Origin of the sequence: Nocardioides sp. YIM B13467, assembly GCF_042788075.1 — a bacterium.
In the GTDB taxonomy this organism is placed as follows: domain Bacteria; phylum Actinomycetota; class Actinomycetes; order Propionibacteriales; family Nocardioidaceae; genus Nocardioides.
In genome coordinates this window covers 3,184,678-3,196,708 of sequence record NZ_JBHZPJ010000046.1, presented here as the reverse complement: position 1 = coordinate 3,196,708, position 12,031 = coordinate 3,184,678, and the positions used below count along the sequence as shown (strand labels likewise).

Sequence of the window (12,031 nt, the reverse complement as noted above, 5' to 3'; positions counted from 1 at the left end):
GTCGGTGGTCTGTGGTGCGATGAGCGCCATGGGCTTCAACCGCAACAGATTCGAATCCAAGACTGCTGGCGTCGCTTTGGCGAGGACGATCGGTCGCGATGGCTTGCGTGCCCCGACTCTCAAGGTGGTCGCCGAGGAGGCGAACATGGGAGTGTCGACGCTGCACCAGTGGTTCGCCGGGCAGCAGAACATGTTGCCCCATGCGGCGGCTGGATTCGCCGGCATCTTCTGGGAGCAGGTCGCTCAGCGGGTGAACGGACGAGGATGGACCGGCTACCTGCCCACGACCGAGGACGACCTGTTCTTTCTCCGGGCCTGGCTGGGGCTCGAGGAGCTCGCTCGGTCGAACGACGATGTCGGCGAGGCCGTCCGAGACCTGTGGCACGACGCGAGGTTCTGGCTCCGTTGCTCGATCGGCCGCGATCTCACCGACTTCGAGTCGGAAGGATTGGTGATCTTGCTTCGCGGGCTGTGGGACAGCCTCTGCTCCGCAGATCCGATCGAGCCTGGCCTTGCGCAGCAACTCTGGGCCGCCTACTCAGCGCTGCGTGACGATCAGGGCAGCAACCAGGCAGCCTGACCAGCGCTTCGGGAGGAGCATCGGTCGGGCAGTGCCTTGCGAGTGGCGAACGAAAATTCGTTCGTCCTGGGAGATGGCCTGGCGTTGATGTCTTGGCATCGGAGGCTTGGAGCGGGGCGAACGAAAATTCGTTCGCCTGCCGACGTGCCCCCTCGAGGTGGTCCAAGACCCGGTGTTCCCGGGCGAACGAAAATTCGTTCGCCCAAAGGCGAAGGTGGCCCAGCGGCGAGGCAGAATGAGCCCATGACTTCTGGTGCCCTCGTTGATGAGCCCTTGGTCCTCGGCATCGAGACGTCGTGCGACGAGACGGGGATCGGGGTGGTGCGCGGGCACACGCTGCTGGCAGACGCGGTGGCGAGCAGCGTCGAGGAGCATGCCCGGTTCGGCGGGGTCGTGCCGGAGGTTGCCAGCCGGGCGCACCTGGAGGCGATGGTGCCGACGATCGAGCGTGCCTGCGAGGAGTCGGGCATCAAGCTCCACGACGTCGACGCGATCGCCGTCACCTCGGGACCGGGACTCGCGGGTGCCCTGCTGGTCGGGGTGGCGGCGGCCAAGGCGCTCGCCCTCGGCCTCGACAAGCCGATCTACGGGGTCAACCACCTGGCTTCGCACGTCGCGGTCGACCAGCTGCAGCACGGGCCGCTCCCCGAGCCCTGCGTCGCCATGCTCGTCTCCGGCGGTCACTCCAGCCTGCTCAAGGTCACCGACATCACCGAGGGTGTCGACCCGATGGGCGCGACCATCGATGACGCCGCCGGCGAGGCCTTCGACAAGGTCGCCCGCCTGCTCGGCCTCGGCTTCCCTGGCGGCCCCGTGATCGACCGGACCGCCACGTCGGGCAGCTCGATCGCGATCGACTTCCCTCGCGGGCTCAGCAGCCGCCGCGACCTGGAACGACACCGCTTCGACTTCTCTTTCTCCGGGCTCAAGACCGCGGTCGCCCGCTGGATCGAGGCCAAGGAGCGCAGCGGCGAACCCGTCCCGGTTGCCGATGTGGCCGCCAGCTTCCAGGAGGCCGTGGTCGACGTCCTGGTGCGAAAGGCGCTCGACGCAGCCTCGTCAGAAGGCATCGAGGACATCATCATCGGCGGCGGGGTCGCGGCCAACAGCCGGCTCCGGGTGCTCGCCGAGGAGCGCGCCACCAAGCTCGGCATCCGCGTCCGAGTCCCGCGCCCGGGCCTGTGTACGGACAACGGAGCAATGGTGGCGGCTCTGGGGGCGGAGATGGTGGCCAGGGGACGTACGCCTTCGGCGCTGGATCTCCCGGCGGACTCCTCCCAGCCGATCACCACCGTCCTGGTCTGACCACCCTCAGAACGGTCGCACCAACAGACACGTCCCCTCGCCGGCCACGCGGGTGAGCACGATCGTGGCCTCCTCGGAGCCGGACAGCGCGAGCCGCTTGCGGAGCTGCTCGGGGACGACCTGTACGCCGCGCTTCTTGATCGTCAGCTTCCCGATCCCGCGCTCGCGCAGCGCCGCCTTGAGCTGCTTCTCCCGGTAGGGGAGCTCCTCGAGTACCTGATACCCACGGGCGAACGGCGTCTCGAAGGAGGCGGAGGAGGTGACGTACGCGATGTGCTCGTCGACCAGATGACCCTGCACCCCGGCGGCTACAGCGGTGACCAGTCCGGCGCGGATCACGGCCCCGTCCGGCTCATAGAGGAACTCGGCGACCGGGCCGACCCCGGCGCCGGGGTCGTCCTCGGAGGTGAGTGTCGCCAGGCCGCGCTCGCCGATCACGGTGGCCCGCCGGTGCGTGCTGGCCAGCGAGCCCGACCACAGCGCGGCCTCCTTGACCTCGCCGCGGTCGCTGACCCATTCGGCCTCGACCTTGTCGGGTACGAGGTCGTGCGGGATACCGGGGGCGACCTTCACACACGCGTCGCGCGCGAAGAGCGTCTCGACCCACGACCACGGCGGCGTCCACCCCTCCGCAGAGAAGACCCGGCCCTTGGCGCCGCGGCGCGCCGGATCGGCGTACGCGACGTCGAAAGGGGAATGGTCGACACCTATCGCGTCGGCGACGGTGACGGCACCTGGCAGCCCGAGGGCGTCGAGGTTCGCCTGGGCGACGGCGACCCGCTCCGGATCGTTGTCGACCCCGGCGGCGGTGAGCCCCGCGCGCGAGGCGGCGATCAGGTCACCGCCGATCCCGCAGCCCAGGTCGATGACGCTCGTCGCATCGAAGGCACGCAGCCGCGCTGCCCGGTGGTGGGCCACGGCGAGGCGGGTGGCCTGCTCGAGGCCGTCGGGGGTGAAGTACATCCGCGGCGCCAGGTCGCCGAACTTGGCGGCCGCCTTCCGGCGCAGGTCGACCTGGGTCATCGCCACGGCCACGCGCTCGGCCGCCTCGTCCTTGCGCAGCGCGGTCTGTATCGCCAGCGCCGACTCCTTGCCGGCTGACTCGGACGCCGTCATCTCCGTGGCCCGCGCCAGCAGCCGCTGCCCGTCATCGGTCAGCAGCCAGGCGAAGGCGTCGAGATCCATACTCCGATCCTCTCAAGCGGTGTTCGGGACCCGAAGTTCCCATTACCCTCCGGGGTGTCACTGATCTAGGATTCCGTCCCGTGTGCCGTCCCTCACGTCGAATCCTGGAGAGCCTCGGGGCACTCGCAGCAGTGATGACACTGTTCTCAATGACGCTGCTATCGCTGCTGTTCGCCGCACCTGCTTCCGCGGATACGGTGGCCCCGGTCCGCGACTGCTCGCGGGGCGATGGCTACCACGATCTGGACGGTGAGTACTCGACCTCGGCGGCGGCGCCAGCCGGCCATCTGATCGCCTCCTACTGCGTGGACAGCGGTGGCCGCCGGGGCAGTTCGGAGGTGCACACCCTGGAGCCACCGCAGCGCACCACGACCGTCTGGCACAGTGAGGGGCGTCCGCTGAGGGGCTACTCGGTGACGTACGTCAGGACCTCGGAGTCTGGTCAGCCGGAGCCGGAGCCGGAGCCTGAACCGGAGCCGGGTGAGAGTTCCGCGTCCGAGAATGACCAGGACGACGGGTCGGACGCGCCCTCGGCCACACAGGACGCCGAGGAGGAGCAGGGCGCGGCCGGCGGCGACGACAGGACGGCCGCGCCAGGCCCTGCCGAGCAGAGCGAGCCGAATGAGCGTACGTCGTCGGCAGCCCCCGAACCGAAGCCGAGCCGCAAGCCCTCTGCCAGTGGGCCCGCGACGTCGGAGAGCCCGTCTCAGATGACCGCCCTGAGCGATGGTGAAGAGCTCAAGGTCACCTCGCTCGCCGAGAAGAACGCCGACGACGACGAGACCCTGCGGGATCTGGTGGTCGCCGGCAGCATCATCGTGATCGGCCTTCTCGCAGGTGCCGTCGCGCTCCTGGTGAGGCTCCCCGGACAGCGATAGACCGGGCATTGCTGGCACTCATTGCTACCGAGTGCTAACGTCTGCACTGGCACTCTCCCCCTGAGTGTGCCAGCGCTTGCGAGCCGGGTGCGACCCCCGCGACGGCGTACGTGGCAGATCGCAAGCACAGACGTAGCAACACCCACCGAAGTCTGACTCCGTAGAAAAGAAATGGGGAGGTCGACACAGTGTCGGTCAACATCAAGCCTCTTGAGGACCGGATCGTCGTCAAGGCCGTCGAGGCCGAGCAGACCACCGCCTCCGGTCTGGTCATCCCGGACACCGCCAAGGAGAAGCCCCAGGAGGGCGAGGTCCTGGCGCTCGGCCCGGGTCGCATCGACGACAAGGGCAACCGCGTCCCGCTCGACGTCGCCGTGGGCGACAAGGTCATCTACAGCAAGTACGGCGGCACCGAGGTGAAGTACGCCGGCGAGGAGTACCTCATCCTCTCGGCTCGCGACATCCTCGCGGTCATCGCCTGACGTCATCCGTCTCGCATCAACGCGGCCGGGCCGACGGGGTTTATCAAGTCCTAGGCCCCGGCCGCGTTCTGCGTACTAGGGAGTAAATGCATATGCCGAAGATCCTGGAGTTCGACGAGAACGCCCGCCGCGCCCTCGAGCGTGGCGTCGACGCCCTCGCCAACGCCGTCAAGGTGACGCTGGGCCCCAAGGGCCGCTACGTCGTCCTCGACAAGAAGTGGGGCGCTCCGACCATCACCAACGACGGTGTCACCGTCGCGCGTGAGATCGAGCTGGACGACCCGTTCGAGAACCTTGGTGCTCAGCTCACCAAGGAGGTTGCGACCAAGACCAACGACATCGCTGGTGACGGTACGACCACCGCGACCGTCCTCGCCCAGGCGATGGTCCACGAGGGTCTGCGCGCGGTTGCCGCCGGTGCGAACCCGATGAGCCTCAAGCGCGGTATGGACGCCGCCGCGGCCGCCGTCGGCGACGCCCTGCGTGCTGCCGCCCGTGAGGTCGTCGACGAGTCCGACATGGCCTCGGTCGCCACCATCTCCTCCCGCGACGCGAAGATCGGCGAGATCCTCGCCGAGGCCTTCGCGAAGGTGGGCAAGGACGGTGTCATCACCGTCGAGGAGTCCAACACCACGGGCACCGAGCTCGAGTTCACCGAGGGCATGCAGTTCGACAAGGGCTACATCTCTCAGTACTTCGTGACCGACCAGGAGCGGATGGAGGCCGTCATCGACGACCCGCTGATCCTGCTCGTCCAGGGCAAGATCAGCTCCATCCAGGAGCTCCTGCCGCTGCTGGAGAAGGTCATCGCCGCCGGCAAGCCGCTGTTCATCATCGCCGAGGACGTCGAGGGCGAAGCCCTCTCCACCCTGGTCGTGAACAAGATCAAGGGCACCTTCAACGCGACCGCCGTCAAGGCGCCCGCGTTCGGTGACCGCCGCAAGGCCATGCTGCAGGACATCGCGATCCTCACCGGCGCGCAGGTCGTCGCCGAGGAGGTCGGCCTCAAGCTCGACCAGGTCGGTCTCGAGGTGCTCGGCACCGCTCGCCGGATCACGGTCACGAAGGACAACACCACGATCGTCGAGGGCGGCGGCGACGCTGCCGCGGTCGAGGGTCGCGTCAACGAGATCAAGTCCGAGATCGAGCGGACCGACTCCGACTGGGACCGCGAGAAGCTCCAGGAGCGCCTCGCGAAGCTCGCCGGTGGCGTCTGCGTGATCAAGGTCGGCGCTCACACCGAGGTGGAGCTCAAGGAGAAGAAGCACCGCATCGAGGACGCTGTCTCCGCGACCCGCGCCGCCATCGAGGAGGGCATCGTCGCCGGCGGTGGATCCGCGCTGATCCACGCCGTCTCCGTCCTGGAGAAGGACCTCGGCCTCGAGGGCGACGAGGCGGTCGGCGTACGCGTCGTTCGCAAGGCCGCTGACGAGCCGCTGCGCTGGATCGCCGAGAACGGTGGCGACAACGGCTACGTCATCACCACCAAGGTCCGCGAGCTCGGTGTCGGGCAGGGCTTCAACGCCGCCACGGGTGAATACGGCGACCTGGTCGCCCAGGGCGTCATCGACCCCGTCAAGGTCACCCGCTCCGCGCTGATCAACGCCACCTCGATCGCGGGCATGCTGCTCACGACCGAGACCCTGGTCGTCGACAAGCCGGAAGAGGACGAGGCGCCCGCGGGCGGTCACGGCCACGGTCACGGCCACTGACGAATAGCCGAGTCGGCGCATCTTGCCCCGTGCTTCGCGAAGCGAAGCGAGCGAAAGGGGCGGGATGCGCCGACTCGGCGATTTCAGCGAACGATCAGCGAGTCGAGATCGACGTCGTCGGAGAGCACGTTCATGTCGACGTACGCCTCGTCCGCGCTGCCCACGCCGTCGAGCCGATCCCGGTTGGAGTACTGCCAGACGGTCCAGCCCCGTCCGTCGGGCACCCGGGGCGGCCAGGCGACGGAGCGGAACCAGATGGGGTTGTCGGGGTAGAGGTCGACCAGGTAGGCGCGGTAGGCCGACGGGGTGGTGTAGATGACCGGCGCGATGCCGTAGTGCGCCTCGAGCTTGGCGAGCAGCGGGTCCAGGATGGCGCGGACCTCGGTGGCGGGCGGCAGGTTCCCCTTGAAGGAGCCATAGGGCTCCAGGTCGACGACCGGGGCGAGAGTGCCGGCCACGCGGGGCACCGTGGCGATCATGTTGTGCGCCTGGTCGGCGCCCGGGCTCTCGAAGCTCATGAAGTGGTAGGCGCCGGTCGCGATTCCGGCTCGCCGGGCCTCGGCCCAGTTGGCGGTGAAGCGCGTGTCCACGTGCGCAGAGCCCTCGGTCGCCTTGATCCAGGCGAAGTCGATGTCCTGCTCGGCGACCCGCGGCCAGTCGACGGTGCCGTTGTGGTGGGAGACGTCGATGCCGCGTACGTCGTACTTGGCCGCGAACAGACGGGTCGGCATCACGACCCCGGTGCAGACCAGCGCGGTCATGATCAGGGCGAGGCAGACGACGACGGCGGAGCCGATCAGGACGCGTCGACGGCGGGCGGGGGCGAGGGGCACCGCGGAACCGTACCGGTTCTCACAGCTCTTCGAGCAGCTTCTCCATGATGTCGATCTCGACCGACTGGGTGGCCTCGACGTCCATCGCCATCTCGATCGCCAGCGCGTCGCTGCCCTTGGAGGCCATCGGCTCGGCCATCTCCAGGGCGCCCTGGTGGTGCCGGATCATCCCGGTCAGGAAGAGCCGGTCGAACTCATCGCCGCGGGCCTTGCCCAGCTCGCTCATCTGATCCGGCGTGAGCATCCCGGCCATGGTGTGCGCGGGGTCAGAGGCACGCGGCACCCGCAGCCCGCGGGTGTTGAGCCATCCGCTCATCGCCACGATCTCGGGGCCCTGGGCCGACTCGATGCGCTTGGCCAAGGAGACGACCTCGGGGTGGACGCCGTGCTCGCGCGCCAGCCGGGTCATCTCCAGCGCCTGGGCGTGGTGCGGGATCATCATCGTCACGAAGTCGGCATCGGTCTGGGTCCACGGGTCCGTGGCAGCGGCCGAGGGTGAGATCGTCGCCGCGGCCTCACCCGGCGCACCGCCCTGGACCACGGGAGCCGACTGGGTGGCCGCCTCCGGGCTGGGCGAGTGCCCGACGTGCTCGCCATGCCCGCCGTCCGAGGAACCTCCGCACCCGCCGAGTGAGATCGCCGCGAACACGACACCCGATGTGATGACACCCAACCGCCTACCGCGCACGTGTCTCCTTCCGAGATCCCGCAGAGGTGAACAATTTATTCATATTCCATGCCTCCCGTGTACGACTTTTACTAAAGTTGAGAGGTCCTGCCCGTGCCACCCCACGGCGGCCGACTCGGAAGGCTTGCGAACATGAGGCTTAGACGACCCACCCAATACCTGGCCCCCATCGCGGTGGTCATGGTTGTCGCAGGAGGGCTGGCCGTCGCCGCCCCGTCCTCCGCAGACGAGTCCCACACCCACGGCAACGAGACCACCGAGGCTCCCGAAGCCCAGACGAGCTGCACCGCCGAGGAGAAGCAGGCGATCACCAAGCTCGGTGACAACTTCGCCTCCGCCTGCGTCGCCGGCAACGACCTCGCCCAGCTGGGCGCCAACAATCCGGTCGTGCCCGCAGGCGAGTCCGACGGCACACCCAACATGCACCTGATCGCCAACATCCCCAAGTCGGGTGCCTTCACACCCGCCAACGCCCTCAACAGCGACCTCGCCTTCCAAGGGCGCTACGCGTTCGCGGGCAACTACATCGGGTTCAACGTCATCGACATCAAGAACCCGAAGAAGCCGAAGCTCGTCAAGCAGTACGTCTGCCCCGGGTCCCAGAACGACATCTCCGTCTACGACGACCTGCTGGTCCTCTCCGTCGACTCCAGCCGCAGCAACAACACCTGCGACAACGTGGCGCAGTCGGCCGAGATCAAGGAGTCGTGGGAAGGCCTTCGCGTCTTCGACATCAGCAACCCGAGAGACCCGGAGTACGTCGCGGCGGTCGAGACCAAGTGCGGCTCGCACACCCACTCGCTGGCACCGAGCAAGGACGGGCGGGCGGTCTATGCGTACGTCTCCTCCTACGGTCCCCGCGCGACGTACCCCGACTGCCAGCCCCCGCACGACAAGATCAGCGTCGTGAAGATCCCGAAGCGCGCGCCCGAGCGCGCTGCGGTGGTCAACGAGCCGGTGCTGTTCCCCGACGGCGGCTACACCAACACCGCCGGCTGCCACGACATCACCACCTACCCGTCCAAGGACATCGCCGCCGGAGCCTGCATGGGTGACGGCATCCTGATGGACATCTCCGACCGCGAGAACCCGGTGGTGACCGAGCAGGTCACCGACACCGCGAACTTCGCGTTCTGGCACTCGGCCACCTTCAACAACACCGGCACCAAGGTCGTCTTCACCGACGAGCTCGGCGGCGGTGGTGCGCCGACCTGCAACCCGGAGACCGGGATGGAGAAGGGCGCCAACGGCATCTACGACATCGAGGGCGGCCAGCTCGTCTTCAAGTCCTACTACAAGATCCCGCGCACCCAGTCCAACACCGAGAACTGCGTCGCCCACAACGGCTCGCTGATCCCGGTCAAGGGCAAGGACATCATGGTGCAGGCCTGGTATCAGGGCGGTGTGTCGGTCTACGACTTCACCGACTCGGCCAACCCGAAGGAGATCGCCTGGTTCGACCGTGGTCCGTTCGAGGACACCACGACCATCGCCGGGCCCTGGTCGACCTACTACTACAACGGCTACATCTACTCCAACGAGATCCAGCGCGGCTTCGACGTCTTCGACCTGCGTGACCCCCGGGTCGCCTCGGCGAAGCGGGTCAGGTTCGATGAGCTGAACGTCCAGGCTCAGCCCTCCTACTGATTGATAGCCGAGTCGGCGCATCCTGGGGCGGGATGCGCCGACTCGGCGATTTCAAGGAAAGACCAGCTGATCGCAACCTCCTGGTCACCACAAGACGCCATGGTTCCCCTCGATGACCGAGACCGTTGCCTCCGACAGGACCGGCCGGGCAGACGCGACCCGGCTGATCCAGCGCGGCGCGGTCGAATGGGTGATCGCAGCCCTCCTCGCGCTCCTTCTCCTGAGGCTCCTGTGGAGCCTGATGAGAAACGAGAACCTGCTCCCGGGCGCAGTGGTCGGCTATCTGCTCCACCCGGACGTCCTCGCCGGAGTCTGGCTCACGATCCGGCTGACCGTGCTGGTCTTCGCGGCGGCCTGGGCGATCGGACTCGTCGCGACCTGGATGGAGAGGTCGGGCAACCCGGTGCTGGGCGGGATCGCGGCTGCGTACGTCTGGGTCTTCGGCAGCATCCCGGTGCTCGTCCAGCTGCTGCTGTGGAGCAACATCGCGCTGATCTTTCCCGACATCACCTTCGGGATCCCTGGGGTGCACATCGACGCGGTCCGGCTGGTCACGCCGGTCTACGCGGCGATCGCGGGGCTGGCGCTGGCGACGGGAGCGTACGCGGCGAAGGCTCTCCCGGGCGGTGACCGACTGACCGCGCTGGGCGACCTCCTGGTGACGACGCTCCAGGTGACGAGCCTGGTCTCTGTGCTCTCGATCACCGACCTGCTCGGGGTGGTCCGGGCGCTCGAGGAGCGCAATCACCTGATCATCCCGCTGCTGGTGGTGGCCGCGATCTGGTACCTCGTCCTGGTCACCGCGGCCCGCGGTGCGATCCGTCTGGCCCGGCTCGCTCGCGTGACGGGTTAGCCGCACCGACGGTAAACCCGAGGGTAAAAGTCAGCGACCATTGCAAGACCTGGCAACGCAAGTCTTTGTAGAGTGCAGCGCGTGACTTTCGAGCAGGCCTGGCAACGGTGGCGCGATGAGCGGGAAGCCGGGCTGAGAAGTCCCGAAGGCTTCCTGGCGATCACCGGCCTGCACTGGCTGGGCCGCAGGCCGGTGCGGTTCCCCGGCCTCCCGGGTGTCTGGTCGACCGGTCCGGAGGGCGCCGTCGTCGAGCTCGGCGAGGGTGAGTGGCTCGAGCTCGGTGGTGCCAAGCTCGCCGGCCGGCACGTCTTCGGTCACGTGGATCCCGTCGGCGTGATCGCGACCTTCGACGGCGGGACGGTCGAGGTCGCCGACCGCTTCGGCACCCCGGTGCTGCGGCCGCGGCAGCCCGACGGGCCGTTCCTGCGTGACTACACCGGCACGCCGACGTACGCTCCGGACCCGGCGTGGCAGGTCAGGGCCACCTTCACCGCCTACGAGACGAGCCGCCCGATCTCTGTCGGCTCCGTGGTCGAGGGCCGTTCGAGCGTCATCGACGCCGTGGGGGAGGTCGCGTTCGAGGCGGGTGGCCGCCCGCAGCGGCTGATCGCGTTCGACGGTGGCGACGGCGAGCTGTGGCTGCTGTTCACCGACGAGACCAGCGGCGTGACGACCTACGCCGCCTGCCGCCAGCTCGCCGTCGAGCCGCCGGTCAACGGCACCGTCCTCCTCGACTTCAACCGCGCCGCCAACATGCCCTGCGCCTACACGATCCACGCCACCTGCCCGCTCCCGCCCGCCAGCAACCACATCGATGTCCTCGTCGAGGCGGGCGAGCAGACCCCACCCCGTCCACCGGCGGACTGAAGGTTTAACCGTGAGTAACGGACCAGAAACAGCGAAACAGGCAGACTAGGGCCTATGGCGGGGACGATGTTGTGGAGAGTGCGTACGACGCTGCCGGACCGACCGGGCACGCTGGCGGCGCTGGCACAGCGCTGCGGTGAGGCCGGGGTCAACATCCTGGGGATGCAGATCTTCCCCGGGCTGGCGGAGGTGACCGACGAGTTCGTGCTGCGTACGCCACCGGGCTGGGACGACCTGCGGGTGGCCGAGCTGCTCGCCTCCGCGGGCGGGTGCGACATGGTGATCCAGCCCGCCAACGAGGCTGCCCTCGCCGACCAGCCGACGCGCTACGTCCAGGCCGCACGGCATGTCCTGGAGCGGCCGATGTCGTTCCCGGAGGTGGTCGCCCAGCTCTTCGACGCCGAGGCCGAGGCCCCGCCCGGGGTCGTCCACGACACCATGGAGCTGCGGGTCGCCGACGTCGACGTCCAGCTGCACCGCACCGCCCCCTTCACCGCGACCGAGCACGCCCGCGGCTCCGCGATGGCCGACCTGGTCAACGACGTCCTCGACCGCAGCCGCGAGTCGGCGGCGATCGGCACCACCCCGCCCGTACGCCGCCTGGGCACCGGAAGCACCCCCGACCTCGTCGTCACCGGAGAGACCGTCACCGCCCTGATCGACGGCGTCGCCGTCGGCATCGGCGAGGTCCTGGCCCCGACCGAGGACGACGAGAACGTACGCATCGTCAACCTGCGCGTCGATCCGGCCTGGCAGCGTCGCGGCATCGGCACCCGGCTGCTGGTCGACACCGCCAGGCTCGCGCACATGCTCGGCGCCGACGAGATCCTGCTCACCACCCAGTCCGACAACCAGGCCGTGCTGCCCATGGTTCTCGCCGCCGGCATGCGCGGTCGGATCCGGATGGCCGGCGACCTGCTGACCGTCAAGGTGCCGGTGCGGGACCTCAAGCCGCTGAGCAGGTAGGAAGGAATACCCGGTTAACCGGGTATTCCCGCACT

The 12,031-nt window shown here is 68.4% G+C and carries 12 protein-coding genes; 9 read left to right on the top strand and 3 right to left on the bottom strand.

Annotated features, from left to right (window positions below; genetic code table 11):
• The first annotated feature begins 28 nt into the window (after positions 1–28).
• Entirely contained in the window at positions 29–580 is a 552-nt protein-coding gene (locus ACFX43_RS22460) for a hypothetical protein (RefSeq protein ID WP_378835092.1), read from the top strand.
• 243 nt (positions 581–823) lie between these two features.
• On the top strand, positions 824–1,885 hold the full coding sequence (gene tsaD / locus ACFX43_RS22455; protein ID WP_378835089.1) for a tRNA (adenosine(37)-N6)-threonylcarbamoyltransferase complex transferase subunit TsaD: 1,062 nt from the start codon (positions 824–826) through the stop codon (positions 1,883–1,885).
• 6 nt (positions 1,886–1,891) lie between these two features.
• Here tsaD and ACFX43_RS22450 read toward each other — a convergent pair whose 3' ends face one another.
• Positions 1,892–3,070 (bottom strand): SAM-dependent methyltransferase, encoded by a 1,179-nt coding sequence (locus ACFX43_RS22450; RefSeq protein WP_378835085.1) that lies wholly within the window; start codon positions 3,068–3,070, stop codon positions 1,892–1,894.
• 149 nt (positions 3,071–3,219) lie between these two features.
• Here ACFX43_RS22450 and ACFX43_RS22445 point away from each other — a divergent pair, with 149 nt between their 5' ends.
• From ACFX43_RS22445 to groL, 3 genes are all read left to right on the top strand, one after another.
• Positions 3,220–3,948 carry a hypothetical protein gene (locus ACFX43_RS22445; protein ID WP_378835081.1) on the top strand — a complete coding sequence of 243 codons (729 nt, stop codon included), beginning with the start codon at positions 3,220–3,222 and terminating at the stop codon, positions 3,946–3,948.
• A gap of 188 nt (positions 3,949–4,136) precedes the next feature.
• A complete protein-coding gene (gene groES, locus ACFX43_RS22440) occupies positions 4,137–4,430 on the top strand; it encodes a co-chaperone GroES (RefSeq protein ID WP_008362423.1) in 294 nt (97 codons plus the stop codon).
• A gap of 92 nt (positions 4,431–4,522) precedes the next feature.
• Entirely contained in the window at positions 4,523–6,142 is a 1,620-nt protein-coding gene (groL, locus tag ACFX43_RS22435; RefSeq protein ID WP_378835077.1) for a chaperonin GroEL, read from the top strand.
• Between the two features lie 83 nt (positions 6,143–6,225).
• Here the strand turns inward: groL and ACFX43_RS22430 are convergent, their stop codons facing one another.
• Both ACFX43_RS22430 and ACFX43_RS22425 read right to left on the bottom strand, forming a co-directional pair.
• Positions 6,226–6,975, bottom strand: coding sequence for a GH25 family lysozyme (locus ACFX43_RS22430; protein ID WP_378835073.1), 750 nt, complete (start codon positions 6,973–6,975; stop codon positions 6,226–6,228).
• Positions 6,976–6,994: 19 nt separating this feature from the next.
• Positions 6,995–7,663, bottom strand: a complete 669-nt coding sequence (locus ACFX43_RS22425; protein WP_378835066.1) for a DUF305 domain-containing protein — start codon at positions 7,661–7,663, stop codon at positions 6,995–6,997.
• Between the two features lie 132 nt (positions 7,664–7,795).
• Here ACFX43_RS22425 and ACFX43_RS22420 point away from each other — a divergent pair, with 132 nt between their 5' ends.
• The 4 genes from ACFX43_RS22420 (at position 7,796) to ACFX43_RS22405 (ending at position 11,996) form a co-directional block, all read left to right on the top strand.
• Positions 7,796–9,310 (top strand): LVIVD repeat-containing protein, encoded by a 1,515-nt coding sequence (locus ACFX43_RS22420; RefSeq protein ID WP_378835064.1) that lies wholly within the window; start codon positions 7,796–7,798, stop codon positions 9,308–9,310.
• A 112-nt stretch (positions 9,311–9,422) separates the two neighbouring features.
• Positions 9,423–10,163 (top strand): ABC transporter permease subunit, encoded by a 741-nt coding sequence (locus tag ACFX43_RS22415; RefSeq protein ID WP_378835059.1) that lies wholly within the window; start codon positions 9,423–9,425, stop codon positions 10,161–10,163.
• 81 nt (positions 10,164–10,244) lie between these two features.
• Entirely contained in the window at positions 10,245–11,030 is a 786-nt protein-coding gene (locus tag ACFX43_RS22410; RefSeq protein WP_378835056.1) for a DUF1684 domain-containing protein, read from the top strand.
• Positions 11,031–11,084: 54 nt separating this feature from the next.
• Entirely contained in the window at positions 11,085–11,996 is a 912-nt protein-coding gene (locus ACFX43_RS22405) for a GNAT family N-acetyltransferase (RefSeq protein ID WP_378835050.1), read from the top strand.
• Positions 11,997–12,031: the final 35 nt, after the last annotated feature.

What these genes read in the sequence shown, in the direction of transcription:
- ACFX43_RS22460 (WP_378835092.1), top strand. Translation starts at nt 29, where the DNA reads ATGGGCTTCAACCGCAACAGATTCGAATCCAAGACTGCTGGCGTCGCT.
- tsaD (WP_378835089.1), top strand. Translation starts at nt 824, where the DNA reads ATGACTTCTGGTGCCCTCGTTGATGAGCCCTTGGTCCTCGGCATCGAG.
- ACFX43_RS22450 (WP_378835085.1), bottom strand. Translation starts at nt 3,070, where the DNA reads ATGGATCTCGACGCCTTCGCCTGGCTGCTGACCGATGACGGGCAGCGG.
- ACFX43_RS22445 (WP_378835081.1), top strand. Translation starts at nt 3,220, where the DNA reads ATGACGCTGCTATCGCTGCTGTTCGCCGCACCTGCTTCCGCGGATACG.
- groL (WP_378835077.1), top strand. Translation starts at nt 4,523, where the DNA reads ATGCCGAAGATCCTGGAGTTCGACGAGAACGCCCGCCGCGCCCTCGAG.
- ACFX43_RS22420 (WP_378835064.1), top strand. Translation starts at nt 7,796, where the DNA reads ATGAGGCTTAGACGACCCACCCAATACCTGGCCCCCATCGCGGTGGTC.
- ACFX43_RS22415 (WP_378835059.1), top strand. Translation starts at nt 9,423, where the DNA reads ATGACCGAGACCGTTGCCTCCGACAGGACCGGCCGGGCAGACGCGACC.
- ACFX43_RS22405 (WP_378835050.1), top strand. Translation starts at nt 11,085, where the DNA reads ATGGCGGGGACGATGTTGTGGAGAGTGCGTACGACGCTGCCGGACCGA.